17 protein-coding genes, 2 tRNA genes and 1 pseudogene are annotated in these 20,614 nt (G+C 61.7%); 16 read left to right on the top strand and 4 right to left on the bottom strand.

Going from position 1 to position 20,614, the window contains the following annotated elements; all coding sequences use genetic code 11:
• From miaA to DV532_RS31270, 9 genes and pseudogenes are all read left to right on the top strand, one after another.
• Complete coding sequence (gene miaA / locus DV532_RS22520) at positions 1-972, top strand: tRNA (adenosine(37)-N6)-dimethylallyltransferase MiaA (RefSeq protein WP_056794692.1); 972 nt, start codon at positions 1-3, stop codon at positions 970-972.
• A gap of 94 nt (positions 973-1,066) precedes the next feature.
• A complete protein-coding gene (gene hfq, locus DV532_RS22515) occupies positions 1,067-1,327 on the top strand; it encodes an RNA chaperone Hfq (RefSeq protein WP_012274457.1) in 261 nt (86 codons plus the stop codon).
• Positions 1,328-1,339: 12 nt separating this feature from the next.
• Positions 1,340-2,641: a ribosome rescue GTPase HflX gene (hflX, locus tag DV532_RS22510; RefSeq protein ID WP_056794694.1), complete on the top strand. Its 1,302-nt coding sequence runs from the start codon at positions 1,340-1,342 to the stop codon at positions 2,639-2,641.
• 96 nt (positions 2,642-2,737) lie between these two features.
• Positions 2,738-3,919 carry an FtsH protease activity modulator HflK gene (gene hflK, locus DV532_RS22505; RefSeq protein WP_056794695.1) on the top strand — a complete coding sequence of 394 codons (1,182 nt, stop codon included), beginning with the start codon at positions 2,738-2,740 and terminating at the stop codon, positions 3,917-3,919.
• Positions 3,919-4,788 carry a protease modulator HflC gene (hflC, locus tag DV532_RS22500; RefSeq protein WP_056794697.1) on the top strand — a complete coding sequence of 290 codons (870 nt, stop codon included), beginning with the start codon at positions 3,919-3,921 and terminating at the stop codon, positions 4,786-4,788. Before hflK ends, hflC begins: the two co-directional genes overlap by 1 nt.
• 301 nt (positions 4,789-5,089) lie before the next feature.
• The gene (locus DV532_RS22495; RefSeq protein ID WP_056794698.1) at positions 5,090-6,277 is read left to right on the top strand and encodes an ATP phosphoribosyltransferase regulatory subunit; all 1,188 of its coding nucleotides are present in this window, start codon (positions 5,090-5,092) and stop codon (positions 6,275-6,277) included.
• A 56-nt stretch (positions 6,278-6,333) separates the two neighbouring features.
• The gene (locus tag DV532_RS22490; protein ID WP_019471336.1) at positions 6,334-7,626 is read left to right on the top strand and encodes an adenylosuccinate synthase; all 1,293 of its coding nucleotides are present in this window, start codon (positions 6,334-6,336) and stop codon (positions 7,624-7,626) included.
• Between the two features lie 594 nt (positions 7,627-8,220).
• Positions 8,221-8,913 (top strand): annotated as a pseudogene (locus tag DV532_RS31275) (methyl-accepting chemotaxis protein); the annotation flags it as partial.
• A 21-nt stretch (positions 8,914-8,934) separates the two neighbouring features.
• Positions 8,935-9,819 carry a methyl-accepting chemotaxis protein gene (locus DV532_RS31270; RefSeq protein ID WP_372340010.1) on the top strand — a complete coding sequence of 295 codons (885 nt, stop codon included), beginning with the start codon at positions 8,935-8,937 and terminating at the stop codon, positions 9,817-9,819.
• A gap of 37 nt (positions 9,820-9,856) precedes the next feature.
• Here DV532_RS31270 and DV532_RS22480 read toward each other — a convergent pair whose 3' ends face one another.
• From DV532_RS22480 to DV532_RS22465, 4 genes are all read right to left on the bottom strand, one after another.
• Positions 9,857-11,422: an iron ABC transporter permease gene (locus tag DV532_RS22480; RefSeq protein ID WP_056794702.1), complete on the bottom strand. Its 1,566-nt coding sequence runs from the start codon at positions 11,420-11,422 to the stop codon at positions 9,857-9,859.
• Entirely contained in the window at positions 11,422-12,435 is a 1,014-nt protein-coding gene (locus DV532_RS22475) for an extracellular solute-binding protein (protein ID WP_056794704.1), read from the bottom strand. Before DV532_RS22475 ends, DV532_RS22480 begins: the two co-directional genes overlap by 1 nt.
• Before the next feature lie 274 nt (positions 12,436-12,709).
• Positions 12,710-12,796, bottom strand: a tRNA-Leu gene (locus tag DV532_RS22470).
• 88 nt (positions 12,797-12,884) lie between these two features.
• Positions 12,885-12,971 (bottom strand) — tRNA-Leu (locus tag DV532_RS22465).
• 270 nt (positions 12,972-13,241) lie between these two features.
• Here DV532_RS22465 and rnr point away from each other — a divergent pair.
• From rnr to dnaB, 7 genes are all read left to right on the top strand, one after another.
• Complete coding sequence (rnr, locus tag DV532_RS22460; protein WP_056794705.1) at positions 13,242-15,812, top strand: ribonuclease R; 2,571 nt, start codon at positions 13,242-13,244, stop codon at positions 15,810-15,812.
• Positions 15,809-16,555 carry a 23S rRNA (guanosine(2251)-2'-O)-methyltransferase RlmB gene (gene rlmB / locus DV532_RS22455; RefSeq protein WP_056794707.1) on the top strand — a complete coding sequence of 249 codons (747 nt, stop codon included), beginning with the start codon at positions 15,809-15,811 and terminating at the stop codon, positions 16,553-16,555. Before rnr ends, rlmB begins: the two co-directional genes overlap by 4 nt.
• A gap of 287 nt (positions 16,556-16,842) precedes the next feature.
• Positions 16,843-17,268, top strand: coding sequence for a 30S ribosomal protein S6 (rpsF, locus tag DV532_RS22450; RefSeq protein ID WP_003249557.1), 426 nt, complete (start codon positions 16,843-16,845; stop codon positions 17,266-17,268).
• Positions 17,269-17,296: 28 nt separating this feature from the next.
• Entirely contained in the window at positions 17,297-17,527 is a 231-nt protein-coding gene (rpsR, locus tag DV532_RS22445) for a 30S ribosomal protein S18 (RefSeq protein ID WP_003249563.1), read from the top strand.
• Positions 17,528-17,560: 33 nt separating this feature from the next.
• Positions 17,561-18,424, top strand: a complete 864-nt coding sequence (locus DV532_RS22440) for a hypothetical protein (protein ID WP_056794709.1) — start codon at positions 17,561-17,563, stop codon at positions 18,422-18,424.
• A gap of 20 nt (positions 18,425-18,444) precedes the next feature.
• Positions 18,445-18,891: a 50S ribosomal protein L9 gene (gene rplI, locus DV532_RS22435; RefSeq protein ID WP_012274445.1), complete on the top strand. Its 447-nt coding sequence runs from the start codon at positions 18,445-18,447 to the stop codon at positions 18,889-18,891.
• A gap of 113 nt (positions 18,892-19,004) precedes the next feature.
• The gene (dnaB, locus tag DV532_RS22430; RefSeq protein ID WP_056796654.1) at positions 19,005-20,402 is read left to right on the top strand and encodes a replicative DNA helicase; all 1,398 of its coding nucleotides are present in this window, start codon (positions 19,005-19,007) and stop codon (positions 20,400-20,402) included.
• The last annotated feature ends 212 nt before the right edge of the window (positions 20,403-20,614 follow it).

The raw sequence follows: 20,614 nt of genomic DNA, 5'->3' as shown, positions 1-20,614 counted from the left end.
ATGAGCGGCAAGCCCCCTGCAATATTCCTCATGGGCCCGACGGCGGCCGGCAAGACCGACCTGGCCATCGAGCTGACCAAGGTCTTGCCCTGTGAGCTGATCAGCGTCGACTCGGCGCTGGTCTACCGTGGCATGGACATCGGTTCGGCCAAGCCGTCGAAAGAAATCCTCGCAGCCCACCCGCACCGGTTGATCGACATTCGCGACCCGGCCGAGAGCTATTCGGCTGCGCAGTTCCGTGCCGATGCCCTGGCGGCCATGGCCGAGATCACCGCGCGCGGCAAGATTCCGCTGCTGGTGGGCGGCACCATGCTCTACTACAAGGCGTTGATCGATGGCCTGGCCGACATGCCGGCAGCCGATGCCTCGGTGCGTGCCGAGCTGGAAGCCCAGGCAGAAGCCCTGGGCCTTGCCGAGCTGCACCGCCAGCTGGCCGAGGTAGACCCGGAGTCGGCGGCGCGTATCCACCCTAACGACCCGCAGCGGCTGATCCGCGCGCTGGAGGTATACCGGGTAAGTGGCGAGAGCATGACGGCTCATCGTCAGCGTCAATTCGCGGAAAGTCGCGGCGCAGACGCAGGCGCTGGCGGGCATTTGCCCTATACTGTCGCGAGTTTGGCGATTGCGCCTACAGATCGTCACATTTTGCATCAGCGAATTGCGTTACGATTTTCGCAAATGCTGGAACAGGGCTTCGTCGACGAGGTCCGATCGCTGCGAGCCAGAAGTGACTTGCACGCTGGGCTGCCGTCTATACGGGCAGTGGGTTATCGGCAAGTCTGGGACTACCTCGACGGCAAGCTGACTGAGAATGAGATGCGTGAACGCGGTATCATTGCCACCAGGCAGCTGGCCAAGCGGCAGTTCACCTGGTTGCGTGGCTGGCCGGAAGTACATTGGCTTGACAGCCTGGCCTGCGACAATCTGTCCCGCACCTTGAAATACCTTGGGGCCATCTCCATATTGAGCTGAGTCCCTGCTGATTGCCGTCTATTCTTGCGAAGGGGCGGCCTAATTTATCGATTTTATTGATTTTCTATTATTTATCCTTACAGGAGTGCGGCATATGTCAAAAGGGCATTCGCTACAAGACCCTTACTTGAACACCTTGAGAAAAGAAAAGGTCCCGGTATCCATCTACCTGGTCAACGGCATCAAGCTGCAGGGCTCGATCGAATCTTTCGACCAGTTCGTGGTATTGCTGAAGAACACTGTCAGCCAGATGGTTTACAAGCACGCCATTTCGACCGTAGTTCCGGCTCGTCCGGTCCGCCTGCCAAGCCCGACCGACGGCGAGCACGGCGACAGCGAGCCAGGCAACGCCTGATAGGAGCCTGCATTGTTCTTTGAGCGCCACGGTGGTGGTGAGCGAGCGTTGCTCGTTCACTTGGAAGGTCAGAACCCTGAGGCGCGCGAAGACCCGCAGGAGTTTCAGGAACTGGCATTGTCGGCCGGTGCCGACATCGTTTCGTTGGTCACGGTGACAAGGCATCAGCCTTCCGCCAAATACCTGATTGGCAGTGGCAAGGTCGAAGAGTTGCACGACCTGGTCCATGCCGAGCAGGTAGACCTGGTGATTTTCAACCACACCCTCACGCCCAGTCAGGAGCGCAACCTTGAACGTGTGTTCGAGTGTCGTGTGCTCGACCGTACCGGGCTGATCCTCGATATTTTCGCCCAGCGGGCGCGTACCCATGAAGGCAAGCTGCAGGTCGAACTGGCCCAGCTCGACCATATGAGCACGCGGCTGGTGCGCGGCTGGACCCACCTCGAGCGACAAAAGGGTGGTATCGGCCTGCGTGGCCCGGGTGAAACCCAGCTGGAAACCGACCGCCGCCTGTTGCGGGTGCGCATTCGCCAGATCAAGTCACGCCTGCAAAAGGTGCGCAGCCAGCGAGAGCAGGCGCGCCGTGGGCGTAAACGCGCGGACATTCCCTCGGTGTCGCTGGTGGGCTACACCAACGCCGGCAAGTCCACGCTGTTCAATGCCCTGACCGAATCCGAGGTGTATGCTGCGGACCAACTGTTCGCGACCCTCGACCCAACCCTGCGCCGGCTTGAGCTGAATGACCTGGGGCCGATCGTGCTGGCTGATACCGTGGGCTTCATTCGCCACCTGCCGCACAAGCTGGTCGAGGCATTTCGGGCTACGCTCGAAGAGTCGAGCAACTCCGACCTGTTGCTGCATGTGATCGACGCCCATGAGCCAGAGCGCATGGAACAGATTGAGCAGGTACTGGCGGTGTTGGGCGAGATTGGTGCCGAAGGGTTGCCGATCCTCGAGGTCTATAACAAACTCGACTTGCTCGAAGATGTTGAGCCGCAGATCCAGCGCAATGCCGATGGCAAGCCGGAACGGGTCTGGGTATCGGCACGTGATGGGCGTGGCCTGGAGCTGGTTGGCCAGGCGATTGCCGAGTTGCTGGGGGATGATCTGTTTGTCGGTACCCTGTGCCTGGAGCAGCGTTTTGCCCGCTTGCGCGCGCAATTCTTTGCCTTGGGTGCCGTGCAGAGTGAAGAGCATGATGATGAAGGGCGCAGCCTGCTGAGCGTGCGACTGCCTATGGTCGAATTGAATCGCCTGGTCAGCCGCGAAGGCATGGAGCCGCAAGTGTTTGTCGAGCAACACACTTTGCAATAAATGCTCGTCGAGGTCGCCGGGCAGCAGTGACAGGCATTCTGTAGCATTGGACGGCGCGCCGTGGGCGCGTCTTTGCTTTATCAGATGGAGAGCGCTATGGCTTGGAACGAGCCGGGTGGCAACTCGAACAATCAAGATCCCTGGGGCGGCCGCCGTGGTGGCGGTGGCGGTGGCGGGGACAAGAAAGGTCCGCCGGATCTGGACGAGGCCTTCCGCAAATTGCAGGACAGCCTGAATGGCATGTTCGGCAGTGGCAAAAAACGTGGCGGCGGTGACCGCAATGTCGGCAAGGGCGGTGGCTTGGGCCTGCTGGGCATCGGCCTGGCGGTACTGGCTGCCATCTGGCTGTACAGTGCCGTGTACGTGGTCGACGAGCAGGAGCAGGCCGTGGTGCTGCGCTTCGGTAAGTACTATGAGACGGTCGGTCCCGGCCTGAACATTTACTTCCCGCCAATCGATCGCAAGTACATGGAAAACGTCACGCGTGAGCGTGCCTACACCAAGCAAGGCCAGATGCTGACCGAAGACGAGAACATCGTCGAGGTGCCGCTGACCGTCCAGTACAAGATCAGCAACCTGCAGGACTTCGTGCTCAACGTCGACCAGCCTGAGGTTAGCTTGCAGCACGCGACCGACAGTGCCCTGCGCCACGTGGTGGGCTCCACCTCGATGGACCAGGTACTGACCGAAGGTCGTGAGCAGATGGCCGTGGATATCCGCGAACGCTTGCAGCGCTTCCTCGACACCTACCGTACCGGTATCAGCGTTACCCAGGTCAACGTACAGAGCGCGGCAGCCCCGCGTGAAGTTCAGGAAGCCTTCGACGACGTGATCCGTGCCCGTGAAGATGAACAGCGTGCCCGCAACCAGGCCGAGTCCTATGCCAATGGCGTGGTACCCGAAGCCCGTGGTCAGGCGCAGCGCATCATCGAGGACGCCAACGGTTACCGCGACGAAGTCATCGCCCGGGCCAAGGGTGAGGCCGATCGCTTTACCAAGCTGCTCGGCGAGTACCGCAAGGCACCCGAGGTGACCCGTCAGCGCCTGTACCTGGAGACCATGCAAGAGGTCTACAGCAATTCGAGCAAAGTCATGGTGGCTACCAAGGACGGGCAGAACAACCTGCTCTACCTGCCGCTGGACAAGATGGTCGAAGGCGGCCGCAATCCGTCCGCGCCAACCAGCAGCGTGTCGCCATCGGCCAACGATGCGGCCGCCCGTGCGGCGCAGGACCTGCAACAGCAACAGCAGCCGCTGCGCACTAGGGAGAGCCGCTGATGAGCAATAGATCACTGATCGCCCTGATCGCCGCCGTGGTCCTGGGTATCGTGGCCTGGAACAGCTTCTACATCGTGGCCCAGACCGAGCGTGCAGTCATGCTGCGCTTCGGTAAGGTGGTCCAGGCGGATGTCCAGCCTGGTCTGCACGTGAAGATTCCGTACGTGAACCAGGTGCGCAAGTTCGACGCCCGCCTTATGACCCTCGACGCCCCGACCCAGCGGTTCCTGACCCTGGAGAAGAAAGCGGTGATGGTCGACGCCTACGCCAAGTGGCGCGTCAAGGACGCCGAACGCTTCTACACCGCCACGTCCGGCATGAAGCAGATCGCCGACGAGCGCCTGTCGCGTCGTCTGGAAAGTGGCCTGCGTGACCAGTTCGGTAAACGCACTCTGCACGAAGTGGTCTCCGGTGAACGTGACGCGCTGATGGCTGACATCACTGCATCGCTGAACCGCATGGCGGCCAAGGAGCTGGGTATCGAGGTGGTCGACGTGCGCGTCAAGGCCATCGACCTGCCGAAGGAAGTCAACCGCAGCGTGTTCGATCGTATGAGCACCGAGCGTGAGCGTGAAGCCCGTGAGCATCGCGCCAAAGGTAACGAGCTGGCTGAAGGTATCCGTGCTGATGCCGACCGTCAGCGCCGTGTACTGCTGGCCGAGGCCTATCGCGAAGCAGAAGAAACCCGCGGTGACGGCGATGCCCAGGCGGCCGCCATCTACGCCAAGGCCTACAGTCAGGACGCCGATTTTTACGCGTTCCACCGTAGCCTGCAGGCATACCGCGAGAGCTTCTCGAGCAAGAGCGACGTGCTGGTCCTGGACCCGAAGAACGAGTTCTTCCGCTACCTGGACAAGAGCAGGCCTTGATGCTCAGGCCCTGACTTTCATGCAGCGGCGCCCCGCCTGGCAGCTAAAACACCAGGCGGGGTGCATCCTGAATGAAAAGGGGTGTATGATGAGGCAGCCGGGAAATTTCCCGGCTTTTTTGCGTCTGCAAGGTTGATTGGCAAAGCGCCGGTTGGCCGTTTGCTCAGCTCGCAAGGCAATTCGAGGGTGTCGGGTACGGTGGCTGCGCTGGGATCAGTGCTGCCCGCTGCTGTGCGCGATACCGGCTTTACTAACGGCTCGCCTGCTGGCAAGCCGCCCGGACCAGAGGGGAAATGGCGTAATGGCAACGGTAGACCGCTGGCTACTGCCAGATGGCATCGAGGAAGTACTGCCACCTGAGGCTGCGCGCATCGAGATCGCGCGCCGCCAGGTGTTGGACCTGTTCCAGAGTTGGGGCTACGAACTGGTCGTCACCCCGCATATCGAGTACCTGGAATCGCTGCTTACCGGCGCCGGCCAGGACCTGGATCAGCGCACCTTCAAGGTGGTGGACCCGCAGTCTGGCCGCCTGATGGGCTTCCGCGCCGACTTCACCCCACAGGTGGCGCGCATCGACGCCCACACGCTGCGTCGTGAAGGCCCGAGCCGCTTGTGCTATGCCGGCAGCGTGTTGCACGCGCAGCCGCGTGCCTTGTCTACTTCGCGCAGCCCGATTCAACTGGGTGCCGAGTTGTACGGCGATGCCAGCCCTACCAGCGACGTCGAAGTCATCAGCCTGATGCTGGCCACCTTGCAACTGGCAGATGTGCCGGACGTGCACATGGACCTGGGGCACGTCGGTATCTACCGCGGCCTGGCTCGAGCCGCGGGGCTGTCCGGTGCGGTCGAGCAGCAGCTGTTCGACGCCCTGCAACGCAAGTCGGTCGACGAAGTGCAGGCACTGACTGCCGACCTGCCGAAGGACCTGGGCAATATGCTGCGCGCGCTGGTCGAGCTGTGCGGCGGCCGCGAAGTGCTGAACGAAGCCCGCGTGCGCCTGGGCCGGGCCCCGGCCAGCGTGCTGGCGGCGCTGGACGACCTGCTGGCGATCGCCGATCGCCTGGCGTCGCGCTACCCGGACCTGCCGCTGTACTTCGACCTTGGCGAGCTGCGCGGTTACAACTACCACACCGGCGTGGTGTTCGCCGTGTTCGTGCCTGGCGAAGGTCAATCGATCGCCCAGGGCGGGCGCTACGACGACATCGGTGCCGACTTTGGCCGGGCGCGCCCGGCTACCGGTTTTTCCACGGATTTGAAGACCCTGGTCACACTGGGGCGAGCGGAGGTCGTATTGCCAACTGGCGGCATCTGGATGCCGGACAGTGGCGACGCGGCCCTCTGGCAGCAAGTCTGCCAGTTGCGCAACGAGGGCCAGCGTGTGGTCCAGGCCCTGCCTGGCCAGCCGTTGAGTGCTGCTCTCGAGGCGGATTGTGATCGGCAATTGATTCAGCAAGACGGGCGCTGGCAGGTTCTGCCGCTGGCCCAGTGAGTTTCTGCGTCGGCAACAGGCCGGCAACCAAGTTTGCGTGAATGAGGACCAATGTAATGGGTAAGAATGTCGTCGTCCTGGGCACCCAGTGGGGTGATGAGGGCAAAGGCAAGATCGTCGATCTGCTGACCGAACATGCTGCCGCCGTAGTGCGCTACCAAGGTGGCCACAACGCGGGCCACACCCTGGTGATCAACGGTGAAAAAACCGTTCTGCACCTGATTCCGTCCGGCATCCTGCGTGAAGGCGTACAGTGCCTGATCGGCAACGGCGTGGTCGTTGCCCCGGACGCCCTGATGCGTGAAATCACCAAGCTGGAAGAAAAGGGCGTACCGGTGCGCGAGCGCCTGCGCATTAGCCCAGCTGCGCCGCTGATTTTGTCGTACCACGTGGCCCTGGACCAGGCTCGCGAAAAAGCCCGTGGCGAAGCCAAGATCGGCACCACCGGCCGCGGTATCGGCCCAGCCTACGAAGACAAGGTCGCGCGCCGCGGCCTGCGCGTGGGCGACCTGTTCCACCGGGAGCGTTTCGCCGCCAAGCTGGGTGAGCTGCTGGACTACCACAACTTCCAGCTGGTGAACTACTACAAAGAGCCAGCCATCGACTTCCAGCAAACCCTGGACGAGTGCATGGCCTACGCCGAACAGCTCAAGCCGATGATGCTCGACGTCACCGCCGAGCTGCACAACCTGCGTCGCGCCGGCAAGGACATCATGTTCGAAGGCGCCCAGGGCTCGCTGCTGGACATCGACCACGGTACCTACCCGTACGTCACCAGCTCCAACACCACTGCTGGCGGTATCTCCACCGGTTCCGGCGTTGGCCCGATGTACCTCGACTACATCCTCGGCATCACCAAGGCCTACACCACTCGCGTTGGTTCCGGTCCGTTCCCGACCGAACTGTTCGACGAGACCGGCGCTACCCTGGCCAAGCGTGGCCACGAGTTCGGCTCCACCACTGGCCGTGCTCGCCGTTGCGGCTGGTTCGATGCCGTCATCCTGCGTCGCGCCATCGACGTCAACAGCATCTCGGGCATCTGCCTGACCAAGCTGGACGTACTGGACGGCCTGGAAACCATCAACATCTGCGTTGGCTACAAGAACGAGAACGGTGCCGTCATCGACGCGCCTTCCGATGCCGACAGCTACATCGGCCTGGAGCCGGTGTACGAAGAGATGCCAGGCTGGAGCGAGTCGACCCTGGGCGCGAAAACCCTGGAAGAGCTGCCGCAAGCTGCGCGTGACTACATCAAGCGCATCGAAGCACTGGTAGGCGCGCCGATCGATATCATTTCGACCGGCCCGGACCGCAACGAGACCATCGTGCTGCGTCACCCGTTCGCCTGATCTGCCCTCCAGGCTGATCTGACGCCGTGGCCCTGAAAGGGGCTGCGGCGTTTTCATTTGTGGGGTGTGCATGTCTCCGGCGGCTGCCTGTGGAGGCCTTCTTGTAGGAGCGGGCTCGCCCGCGAAGAGGCCGGCACTGGCGACCCCCTTTGCTTAAGCTTGGCATTTATCTCGCCTCGCTCAGGCACAACCCTTGCTGTAAGAAGTTTCTGAAGATGCCATCAAAATAGTGGCGCCAGAAAACACGAGGGTTACACCGTGTCTGCCATCCTCTCACTGTTACGAAGCCGCCTATTGCGGCCTGTGTTTGTTGCCCTTGGTATCGCTCTTTTGGTGCAGGTACTGGTTGCCGTGGCGCTGACCCGAAGCACGGTCACTGCCCTGGAAGCCGACCTCGGCGAACGCCTGGGCAATGACAGCCGTCAACTTGCCAGTGAACTGGAGCAGGCCGGGCAAGACGTCCGTTCGGGACTCGACAGCCTCTCCAGCAGCACCCGCCAGCGCCTCAGCGCAGGGTTGTCGGCCCGCCTGCAAAGCGAGCAACAGCAACTGCGCAGCACGCTGGAAAAAAACCTCAAGGACTCCGCCAACGACATGGCCGAGCTGCTGGCCTCGGTCGCCCCGCGGGCAATCTGGGACAACGACGTGCCGGTACTCTCCGACTTCGCCCGGCGTGCCCAGCGCAACCCCAATGTGCTGTTCGTGGTCTATGACGATGCCCAAGGCCAACATCTGACCCGTTACTTGAACCGGCAAAACCCCATCAACCAGGCATTGATGGACAAGGGCCAGGGCGAGCGTGCGCTGGACAAGGTGATCGATGCGGCTCGGCGCGATCCTGCGGTGTACTTCGTCGAGGCTTCGATCAGCCCAAATGGCGCTGAAATCGGCAAGGTGATAATGGGCGTTTCCACGGCGGGTATCGATCAGGAGCTCAAGGCTCTCGACCAGCGCTTTACCGCGCTGATCGCCAGCGGTGAGCAGCTGGTGGGCGATAGCCTGGTTGGCGCTGCCGCTGACAGTGGCAAGACCCTGCGCGAGCGCCTGGAGAAGGCGCAGGGCAGTGCTGCCGCCATGCAGGCCAACACCGCGCAAACCGTACGCGATGCTGCTGCCGAGCTGCGCTGGCGTATCGGCCTAGGCCTGGTACTGGTCGGCCTGGGTGTGCTGCTGGTGGTGGCCGTGGTGCTTGGTCGCCGGGTGCTGAGCAAGCTGCGCCTGTTGATTACTGCCCTTGACGACTTGGCTGCGGGCGAGGGCGACCTGACCAAGCGCGTGCCGCTCGACAGCCGCGACGAAATTGGCGACATGGCTTCGGCGGTGAACCGCTTTGTCGACAAGCTGCAGCCGATCGTGCGTGAGGCGGGCGAGGTGGCGCAGCGCACCGGTGTGGAGATTGGCGCAATGGCGCAACGCAACGCCGGCGCCGATGCGGCTGCTGCGCTACAGCGCGATGAGGTTGCGGCTAGCTTGCGCGACCTGTCGAGCATGGCTGATGAAGCTCAGGCCGAAAGCCATGCCATGCAGGCCGCCTTGCAGCAGGTGGTGGATATTCGCCAGGCGACCAACGAAAACAGCCGTACCTCGACCCAGCTGGCGGGTTTGATCGAGAACCTGGCCGGGCAAGTGGATGCCGGCTCCCAGGTGATCGAGCGGCTGGCCAAGCAGAGCGAGCAGATCGAAGTGGTGCTGACAGTTATTCATGGCATCGCCGAGCAGACCAACCTGCTGGCCTTGAACGCCGCCATCGAAGCGGCCCGGGCCGGTGAGACGGGGCGCGGGTTCGCCGTGGTAGCCGACGAAGTGCGGGCGTTGGCGAGCAAGACGCAAAGCTCGACGGGGGACATCCAGGCGCATATTGCCGCGTTGCAAAAAGGCGCCAAGGAGGCCGTGGCCACCATCAGCCAGGCCGGGCTCAAGGCCAGCGAAGGGCTGCTGGTGCTGCGTGACAACGAACGCCGGCAGCAGTCGGTGCAGGTGGCGGTGGAGCAGGTGCATGCGGCCATCGGCCTGGCGACCCGGGCGGCTGAACAGCAAGCCAATGGGGCGCAGGCGGTGCGTGGTCGAGTGGAAAATATCCATGCACAGGCCGAGCGCTCGGCCGAAGTGGTGATGCAGACCACGGCCAGCAGCAAGGTGCTGGACGAGCTGGCTGCGCAGTTGCGGGCCAGCCTGGGGCAGTTCAGAGCCTGATCATGCTGGTGCGCTTCTCCGGTGGGAGCGGCGCACCTCAGGCCTTGTTCAGATACATCCGCGTCGTCAGCAAATAAACCGGCAACCCCGAAACCACAATCAGCAACGCCGCATAAGGCGCAGCCGCCGCGAATTCGACGTTGGCCGTATGCGCCCAGACCTCGGTAGCCAAGGTGGTCATGCCGGTCGGGCTGAGCAACAGGGTAGCGGTCAGCTCCTTCATGGCATCCAGGAACACCAGGGCAAAGGCCGCGGCCATGGCCGGGAAGATGATCGGCAAGGTCACCCGGCAGAACGCGGCAAAGCTGCTCGCGCCCAAGGTTCGTGCGGCTTCTTCCAGGGTAGGCGAAGCCTTGTTCAGCGCGGTGCGTACTGGTGACTGCGCCAGCGGCAAGAACAGCAACGCATAGGCCAGCAGCAACAGCGCCGTGGTCTGGTACAGCGCCGGCACGTAGTGCAGGGCGAAGAACACCAGGGTCAGGGCAATCACCAGGCCGGGCAGGGCGTGCAGCAGGTACGGCAGGCGTTCGGCCCAGATCGCCAGGCGGCCTTTGTAGCGCACCACCAGGAAGCTGATCGGCAGGGCCAACAGTACGCAGAAACCGGCGCCACCCAGCGATACCGACAGCGAGGTGAGCAGCGCTTTGGAGATGGCCGCCACCGGGAATGCCGCCGATGAACCCACGCTCAGCCAATAGCCAAGCATGGCCAGCGGTATACCGCTGCCCAGCACCGCCAAGGCCACGCACAACAGCTGCGCCGGTACCGTCCAGCCACTCAGCCGCACCGGTTGTGCACGCCGCGCCACGCCCTGGCCAATGCGCACATGGCGGGCCTTGCCGCGCACCCGCAACTCCAGCCACAGCATCACCAGGCACAGCGCCAGCAGCACAGCGGACAGCATGGCCGCGTTGGCATTGCTGAACTCCAGTTCAAACTGCTGGTAGATGGCGGTGGTGAAGGTTTGCAGGCCGAGGATCGACAAGGCGCCGAATTCCACCAGCATGTGCAGGGCGATCAACAGCGCGCCGCCGAGCATCGACGGCCATAGCAGCGGCAGGGTGACTTTGGTGAACACGCCCCAGCGGCTACAACCCAGGGTGCGCGCCGACTCTTCCAGCGAAGTGTCGAGGTTGCGCAGGGTGGCGGCCACCGGCAGAAACACCAGTGGGTACTTGGACAGCGCCATAACCATGATTGCCCCGCCCAGGCCTTCGAAGTCCGAGCTCAGCGACACCCAGGTGAAGCTGCTGACGAACGACGGCACGGCAAACGGCAGGCACAGCACTACGCCCCACAATCGGCGGCCGGCCAGGTTGCTGCGTTCCAGCATCCAGGCCACGGCCAGGCCGACTACCAGGCAGGTCAGCGTCACCCCGACCATCAACATCAGGGTGTTGCGCATCAGCCCCCAGACAAAGGGCCGCCACAGCAGGTGCAGGGCTTCTCGCCAGCCGGCTTCCCAGGCTTTGATGGCGACATAGGCCAACGGCAGCAAGCTCATCGCCACCAAGAACAACACCGGCAGCACCACCCAGATGGAGGGGCGCTTGCGGCCTGGCACGAAGCGTAGCGACGCCGGCTCGGACAGGGCGGCGGTCATCAGAGCAGGCCGACTTCGCGTTCAAGCTCGATGGCTTCCTCGGCATTACCCAGGTCAGCCGGCGAGATTTGCGGCGGGCGCAACTCTTCGAATGGTTTCAGGCCGCGCTCGGAGACCATGCCCTTGTGCAGCGGGTACTCGGCGGTGGTCTGGGTGATCACGCGCTGGCCTTCTTCGCTGGCCATCCAGTTCAGCAGGGCCTGGGCTTCCTTGGGGTGCTTGCTTGCTTTGACCGCGGCTGCGCCGGAGATGGTCACCAGGTTGCCGGCATCGCCGTCGGCTAGGTAGTACAGCTTGGAATCGAGCTTGCCGCGTTCACGCTCCAGGGCGTACCAGTAATAGTTGTTCACCAGTACGGCGGCGACTTCACCTTTTTCCACGGCCTTCAGTGCGACCATGTTGTTGGTGTAGGTTTTGCCGAAGGCTTTCAGGCCGGTCAGCCATTCTTCGGTGGCTTCGCGGCCGTGCATTTTCAGGATGGCCACGGCCTGTTCCTGGAAGGCACCACTGGTGGGTACGTAACCGACGCGGCCTTCCCATTCGGGGTCGGCAAAGTCCATGACAGTGGTTGGCAGGTCTTTTTCGTCGATCTTGTTGGGGTTGTACACCACGACGCGGGTGCGCGCGGTAACGCCCATCCAGGTGCCATTGGCGCCCACATATTCCTTGGGCAGCATGTTCAGCGTGGCGTCGTCGATTTTTGCCAGCAGGCCCAACTCACCCAGGTTGTTCAGGGGAGGGGACTCTTCGGTGTAGATAATGTCGGCCGGCGAGCGCTCGCCTTCCTCGATGATCTGGCTGGCCAGCTGGTTGCTGCTGCCCTTGCGGATATTAATGTGAATACCGGTCTTGGCCTCATAGGCCTGGGCGATGGCTTCGCCGATTTCTTTGTGCTGACCGTTGTACATGGTCAAGGTTACCGGTGCGTCTGCCATGGCGGCCGGAGCGCCGATGACCAGGCTCAGCAGGGCGGCGGCCAGAGTACGCATCAGCGGTTGCGGGCGGATCGTCATGCGGGTACTTCCTCGCTTACGGCTACATATTTGGAAACAATGGTAAACGAAATCGTTTCTCAAGTGGCCGGCTGACAAGAAATTCATGGGGCAGACCAAGGTGTAACGGTTTGATGATAAGTCTCGAAGGCGGCGGGGTGCCTGTAGGCGCGCGCTTGTCAGCGAAGAGGCCGGGCAGATTTGCACCTTGCTGGGCAATCGATGGCTGAGATGAGGAGGGATGCAAAAATCGCAGGCAAGAAAAAACCCACTAGCAAGCTAGTGGGTTTTTGTATGGTGCCCAGGAGAAGACTCGAACTTCCACGACCTTGCGGTCACTGATACCTGAAACCAGCGCGTCTACCAATTCCGCCACCTGGGCAAAGCTTTGCATCATCTGCTGAATGCGACTTTCGTTCGCTTTCACACAGTAGTAACAGATCCTTGGTCATCTGTTACTTGAAAATATTTGGTGCCCAGGAGAAGACTCGAACTTCCACGACCTTGCGGTCACTGATACCTGAAACCAGCGCGTCTACCAATTCCGCCACCTGGGCACACATTCGAGATTAAGATGCTTTACAGCGTCGTTCATCTCTACTACAACTTCGGGGTTGTCCGTCGTTGTGGTGCGCACTATACGGACGCACTGGAGGGCTGTAAAGCCCCCAATCAAAAAAAAATTCAAAAAACTCAACGTGTTGATTCGCCGGCCTTATTCTCGCTTTCTCGAACCGTCGCCGGGGGCTGTCCAAGGCTGACATTTCCGGTTTCAATACGCCTATGCCAGAATTCCTATCTATATACCCCAAGGTGAACCCCTTCTGATGGCCGATTGGCAATCCCTCGATCCCGAGGCCGCTCGCGAAGCGGAAAAATACGACAACCCCATTCCCAGCCGTGAGCTGATCCTGCAGCGCCTCGCCGACCGTGGCGAACCCGCTGCGCGCGAGGAGCTGGCGAAAGAGTTTGGTCTGTATGAAGAAGACCAGATCGAAGCCCTGCGCCGCCGCTTGCGTGCCATGGAGCGCGATGGCCAGCTTATCTATACCCGGCGCGGCACTTATGCCCCGGTGGACAAGCTCGACCTGATCTGTGGCCGCATCTCCGGCCACCGCGATGGCTTTGGTTTCCTCATCCCCGATGATGGCAGCGATGACCTGTTCCTCGGCCCGTCGCAAATGCGCCTGGCTTTCGATGGCGACCGCGCCCTGGCGCGGGTGTCCGGTACCGATCGCCGTGGCCGCCGTGAAGGCGTGATCGTCGAGGTCATCTCCCGCGCCCATGAAAGCGTGGTCGGCCGTTACTTCGAAGAAGGCGGCATCGGCTACGTAACCCCTGATAACCCGAAGATCCAGCAAGAAGTGCTGGTGACCGCCGGGCGTAGTGGCGGTGCCAAGATCGGCCAGTTCGTCGAAATCAAGATCACCCACTGGCCAACCCCGCGCTTCCAGCCGCAAGGCGACGTGGTTGAGGTCATCGGCAACTACATGGCGCCGGGCATGGAAATCGACGTTGCCCTGCGCAGCTATGACATTCCTCATGTATGGCCAAACGATGTGGTCAAGGAAGCGCGCAAGTTCCGCTCCGAAGTCGAGGAAAAGGACAAAGAGAAGCGCATCGACCTGCGCCACTTGCCGTTCGTCACCATCGACGGTGAGGACGCTCGCGACTTCGACGACGCCGTTTACTGCGAACCGCTGGGCAAGCTGCGGCTGTTCTCCGGCGGCTGGCGCCTGTATGTGGCCATCGCCGATGTGTCGAGTTACGTGCGCCTGGGTTCGGCCTTGGACGTCGAAGCCCAGCAACGCGGCAACTCGGTGTACTTCCCCGAGCGCGTGGTGCCGATGCTCCCCGAAGAGCTGTCCAACGGCCTGTGCTCGCTGAACCCGCACGTCGATCGCCTGGCCATGGTCTGTGAAATGACCATGAACAAAGCCGGCCAGATGGTCGACTACCAGTTCTACGAAGGCGTCATTCACTCCCACGCCCGCCTGACCTACAACAAGGTCAGCAGCATGCTCGAGCACGCCCGCACCCGCGAAGGCAAGGCGCTGCGCGAGGAGTACAAGGGCGTCCTGCCAGACCTGAAGAACCTGTACAACCTGTACAAGGTGCTGTTGGATGCCCGTCACGCCCGTGGCGCCATCGATTTCGAGACCCAGGAAACCCGCATCATCTTTGGCGAAGAGCGCAAGATCGCGGAAATCCGCCCGACCGTGCGCAACGATGCCCACAAGCTGATCGAGGAATGCATGCTGGCGGCCAACGTCGCCACCGCCGCATTCCTGCAGAAGCACGAAGTGCCTTCGCTGTACCGCGTGCACGACGGCCCGCCGCCGGAGCGCCTGGAAAAGCTGCGCGCCTTCCTTGGCGAACTGGGGCTGAGCCTGCACAAGGGCAAAGACCCGTCGCCGAAGGATTACCAGGCTCTGCTGGCGAGCATCGCCGGGCGCCCGGACTTCCACCTGATCCAAACCGTCATGCTGCGCTCGCTGAGCCAGGCGGTGTACAGCACCGACAACAACGGCCACTTTGGCCTGAACTACGAGGCGTACACCCACTTCACCTCGCCGATCCGTCGTTACCCCGACCTGCTGGTGCACCGCGCCATCCGCAGCGTCATCCGGTCCAAGGTCGATACGCCGCACGTCAAGCGTGCCGGCGCCATGAGCATCCCCAAGGCGCGTATCTATCCTTACGACGTGAACACCCTCGACCAGCTCGGCGAGCAATGCTCGATGACCGAGCGCCGGGCCGACGAAGCCACCCGTGACGTGGTCAACTGGCTCAAGTGCGAGTTCATGAAGGACCGCGTGGGCGAGACCTTCCCGGGTGTGATCACCGCCGTGACCGGTTTCGGTTTGTTCGTTGAGCTGACCGATATCTATGTAGAAGGCTTGGTGCACGTCAGTGCACTGCCTGGCGACTACTACCACTTCGACCCCGTGCACCACCGCTTGTCCGGCGAGCGCACCGGGCGCACCTTCCGCTTGGGTGACACGATTGAAGTCAAGGTCATGCGCGTTGACCTGGACGAGCGCAAGATCGATTTCGAAGTGTCTGAAAAGACCCTCGCCGCACCGATCGGCCGCAGGCAGGGCGGTACCGCAGCCGCTGCCGGTAAGCCGGAGCAGCCGGTTACCGAGGCCAAGGCCACCCCGAAGCCGCGTGGCCGCAAGAGCGAAACCGCCGAAGCGTACTTCCCGAAAGACGCCGTGCAACGCAACGCCGAAGTACGTAAAAGCCGCGAGATGAAAAAGGCGCTGATGACCGACGCGCGCAGCAGCGCCGGCAGCAAATCGGAGAAGGGTGGCAAGCCATCCGGTAAGCCGACCAAGCACCGTAAAGGCCCGCCGAAGTCCGGCGCCCCACGCAAGAGCAAGAGCAAGTCATGAGTCAGCTGGAAAAGATCTACGGCGTGCACGCCGTGCAGGCGTTGCTGCAGCACCATCCAAAGCGGGTCAAGCAGATCTGGCTGTCGGAAGGGCGCAGCGAGCCGCGTATCCAGGCGTTGCTGGCGCTGGCTGCGGAAAACCGCGTGGCGGTTGGCCAGGCCGAGCGCCGTGAGATGGATGCTTGGGTCGAGGGCGTGCACCAGGGCGTAGTTGCCGAGGTGAGCCCGAGCCAGGTGTGGGGCGAGCTGATGCTCGAAGAGTTGCTCGAGCGCACCGAAACGCCACCGCTGATCCTGGTACTGGATGGTGTGACCGACCCGCACAACCTTGGCGCTTGCTTGCGCACTGCCGATGCGGCAGGTGCAACGGCAGTGGTGGTGCCCAAGGACAAGTCGGCAACCCTGACGCCGGTGGTGCGCAAGGTGGCCTGCGGTGCGGCAGAGGTGATCCCGCTGGTGGCCGTGACCAACCTGGCGCGTACCTTGGAGAAGTTGCAGCAGCGCGGCCTGTGGGTTGTGGGTACTGCCGGTGAGGCCGAGCAAGAAATTTACCAGCAGGACCTGACCGGGCCACTGGTGATGATCATGGGCGCGGAAGGCAAGGGCATGCGCCGGCTGACCCGCGACCACTGCGACTTCCTGGTGAAGCTGCCGATGAGCGGTAGCGTCAGCAGCCTGAACGTATCGGTGGCGACCGGGGTTTGCTTGTTCGAGGCTGTGCGTCAGCGGCAGGCCAAGCGCTAACCTTCACCCTGTACAGGCCTGCTCGCGGGCGCGCCCACTCCCACAGGTATTCTGCAGTGCTGTGGGGGCGGGCGTGCCCGCGAATGGGGCTGACACATTCTGATAGTTTTCAGGCTGTTCAAATATTCACCAATTACCTTGCTTGTGCGGCCCGCCTTCTCTACAATTGCGCCCCTTGCCGAGCTGGCAGGTGCACATGTGCCTCCCCTCCGTGCAAGACATACAGTGTCATTCACTCCTTGTCTGACCAGATTCGCTGGCAGACTACTAACCCGTAAGGAGCATTCATGCGTCATTACGAAATCATCTTCCTGGTTCACCCGGACCAGAGCGAGCAAGTCGGCGGCATGGTTGAGCGTTACACCAAGCTGATCGAAGAAGATGGTGGCAAAATCCACCGCCTGGAAGACTGGGGCCGTCGTCAACTGGCCTACGCAATCAACAATGTTCACAAGGCTCACTATGTGATGCTGAACGTTGAGTGCACCGGCAAGGCCCTGGCCGAGCTGGAAGACAACTTCCGCTACAACGATGCCGTTATCCGTAACCTGGTCATCCGTCGCGACGAAGCCGTTACCGGCCAGTCCGAGATGCTGAAGGCTGAAGAGAACCGCAGCGAGCGCCGTGAGCGTCGCGAGCGTCCTGAGCATGCTGACTCCGCCGAAGGCGACGACAGCAATGACAGCGACTCCAGCGATAACGCTGACGAGTAATCCACGGACCTTTAGAGGAGCCTATTAAATGGCACGTTTCTTCCGTCGTCGTAAATTCTGCCGCTTCACTGCTGAAGACGTGAAAGAGATCGACTTCAAAGATCTCAACACCCTGAAAGCTTACGTATCCGAAACCGGCAAGATCGTTCCAAGCCGTATCACCGGTACCAAAGCTCGTTATCAGCGTCAGCTGGCTACCGCTATCAAGCGCGCCCGCTTCCTGGCCCTGCTGCCCTACACCGACAGCCACGGCCGCTGAGACCGGGTCGTCGACAAGCAGTAAGGGATTAGCATGCGAGCGTTAGCAAGTTTGATCATGCGCGGTCGTGTGCAGGCCACCCTGGTGGTGGTCATCAGCGCGGTACTGCCGCTGCTGTTCTGGTTGAGTGCCGCTGCCGGCAGCCTTGTGCTGCTGCGGCGTGGTTTCAAGGATGCTACAACGGTCATCGCTGGCGGCCTACTGGCCGGGCTGGCCGTGTGGGTCATGGGCGATCCCATCACCTTTATGGTGATTGCGGGTGCCCTGGCTCTGGCCGCCATGTTGCGTGCCGAGCATCCTTGGAGCCGGGTGTTGGTGGTCAGTGCCGTGTTCGCCGTGGCTTTCAGCCTCGTGCTCGATCTGGCGCTGGCGCCGACCTTCGATATGCTGGCCAAGGCGTTTGCCGAAGCCATGCCGAAAATCGAAGGGCAGCCTGTACTTTCCAGTGAGCTGATCCGCCCTGTGCTGGTCGCTTCCACAGCAGTGACGGTGCAACTGTTCAGTGTGCTGGCGTTGATGCTAGCGCGCTATTGGCAGGCAGCGTTGTACAACCCTGGAGGCTTCGGTCGCGAGTTTCGCGCCCTGAAGCTGCCGAAACAGACCATGGCGGTCTTGGTGACAGTGATGGTGTTGGCCCCATTTATCGGGCCGCAGTTCATCATCCTGGCATCAGCTTGCAGCCTGGTATTGGTGCTGGCCGGCATCGCTTTGATGCACGGGCTGGTAGCACAGGGCCGGCTGGCCGGTTTCTGGCTAGTGGGGATGTACGTGACGTTGCCGCTGATCATGCAGCTGATTTATCCGTTGCTGGTGGTTTTGGCCATTGTCGACAGCCTGATTGATTTTCGCGGTCGCAAGTCCCCCAAGGGGAATGACTCCGCGAACGGTGAAGGTTAAAAGTTAAGAGGTTTTACCAAATGGAACTGATCCTGCTGGAAAAAGTCGCTAACCTGGGCAACCTGGGCGACAAAGTAAAAGTTAAGGCTGGTTACGGCCGTAACTTCCTGCTGCCATTCGGCAAGGCCACCGTTGCCAACGCCGCCAACCTGGCTGCGTTCGAAGAGCGTCGCGCCGAGCTGGAAAAAGCAGCTGCTGACAAGAAGTCGTCGGCTGAAAGCCGCGCTGCCCAACTGGCCGAGCTGGAAGTGACCATCACTGCCACCGCTGGCGACGAAGGCAAGCTGTTCGGTTCGATCGGCACCCACGACATCGCTGACGCCCTGACCGCCTCCGGCGTTGAAGTGGCCAAGGCTGAAGTTCGTCTGCCGAACGGCACCATCCGTCAGGTTGGCGAATACGACGTCGCTGTGCACCTGCACAGCGACGTTGAAGCCACCGTACGTGTGGTCGTCGTAGCTGCCTAAGCTGCGCTGACTGGCTGGCTCCTTGCGAGTCAGGCGGTTAACATCGGGCACGGTCCTGTTTTCTACAGGCCGTGCCCTTTGTCTTTTTCGTCCTCCAGAATTCTTTCGTGGCCATGAACGAGATCACCACCTCCGAACAGCTAGACCTGCAAACCGCCGCCCTCAAGGTGCCGCCGCATTCCATCGAGGCCGAACAGGCCGTGCTCGGTGGCCTGATGCTGGACAACAATGCCTGGGAACGCGTGCTGGACCAGGTGTCGGATGGCGACTTCTATCGGCATGACCACCGCCTGATCTTCCGTGCCGTGCACAAGTTGGCCGACGCCAACCAGCCATTCGACGTGGTGACCCTGCACGAGCAACTGGACAAGGAAGGCCTGTCCTCGCAAATTGGCGGCCTGGCGTACTTGGCCGAGCTGGCCAAGAACACCCCGTCGGTCGCCAACATCAAGGCCTACGCCGCGATCATTCGCGAGCGGGCGACGTTGCGCCAGCTGATCAGCATCAGTACCGACATTGCTGACAACGCCTTTAACCCGCAAGGGCGCAACGCTGCAGAAATTCTCGACGATGCTGAGCGGCAGATCTTCCAGATCGCCGAGGCGCGGCCGAAAACCGGTGGCCCGGTAGGCGTCAACGAACTGTTGACCATGGCTATCGACCGCATCGACACCCTGTTCAACTCCGACAGCGATATCACCGGTATTTCCACCGGTTACACCGACCTGGATGAGAAGACCAGCGGCTTGCAGGCCGCTGACTTGATCATCGTCGCCGGCCGTCCGTCGATGGGTAAAACCACCTTCGCCATGAACCTGGTAGAGAACGCCGTATTGCGCAGCGAAAAGGCGGTGCTGGTGTTCTCCCTCGAGATGCCAGGCGAATCGCTGATCATGCGTATGCTGTCGTCGCTGGGCCGTATTGACCAGACCAAGGTGCGTTCCGGCCAGCTGGACGATGACGACTGGCCGCGGCTGACCTCGGCGGTAAACCTGCTTAACGATCGCAAGCTGTTCATTGACGATACCGCCGGCATCAGCCCGTCGGAAATGCGTGCGCGCACCCGGCGCTTGGCGCGTGAGCACGGTGAAATCGGCATGATCATGGTCGACTACCTGCAGTTGATGCAAATCCCGGGGTCGTCCGGTGATAACCGTACCAACGAAATTTCCGAGATTTCCCGCTCGCTCAAGGCCTTGGCCAAGGAATTCAACTGCCCGGTTATCGCCCTGTCGCAGCTGAACCGCTCGCTGGAACAACGCCCTAACAAACGCCCGGTGAACTCCGACTTGCGTGAGTCCGGTGCAATCGAGCAGGACGCCGACGTGATCATGTTCGTTTACCGGGATGAGGTGTACCACCCCGAAACCGAGCACAAGGGCGTGGCGGAAATCATCATCGGTAAGCAGCGTAACGGCCCCATCGGCTTCGTGCGCCTGGCGTTCATCGGTAAGTACACCCGCTTCGAGAACCTTGCGCCGGGTATGTACAACTTCGATGATGATGAATAAGCCATTGAGCTAGCAAGGCCCCCTGTAGGAGCGGCCTGTGCTTGCCTATTTCTCCAAGCAATAATCAGCTTTTTCCCGTTGCGCGTAGGTCATTTCTGAAATAGCTTTCAACCGCCTTTGCGCCATTGCGGTGGTTTTAAACGGGCGGCCTAGTCTGGCTCTGTCGTTGCCTAAGCAGCGACCGGGCCTGCAAGCCCGCAGACGATTACTAC

Origin of the sequence: Pseudomonas sp. Leaf58, assembly GCF_003627215.1 — a bacterium.
Classification (GTDB): domain Bacteria; phylum Pseudomonadota; class Gammaproteobacteria; order Pseudomonadales; family Pseudomonadaceae; genus Aquipseudomonas.
This window is presented reverse-complemented; position numbering and strand designations above follow the sequence as displayed.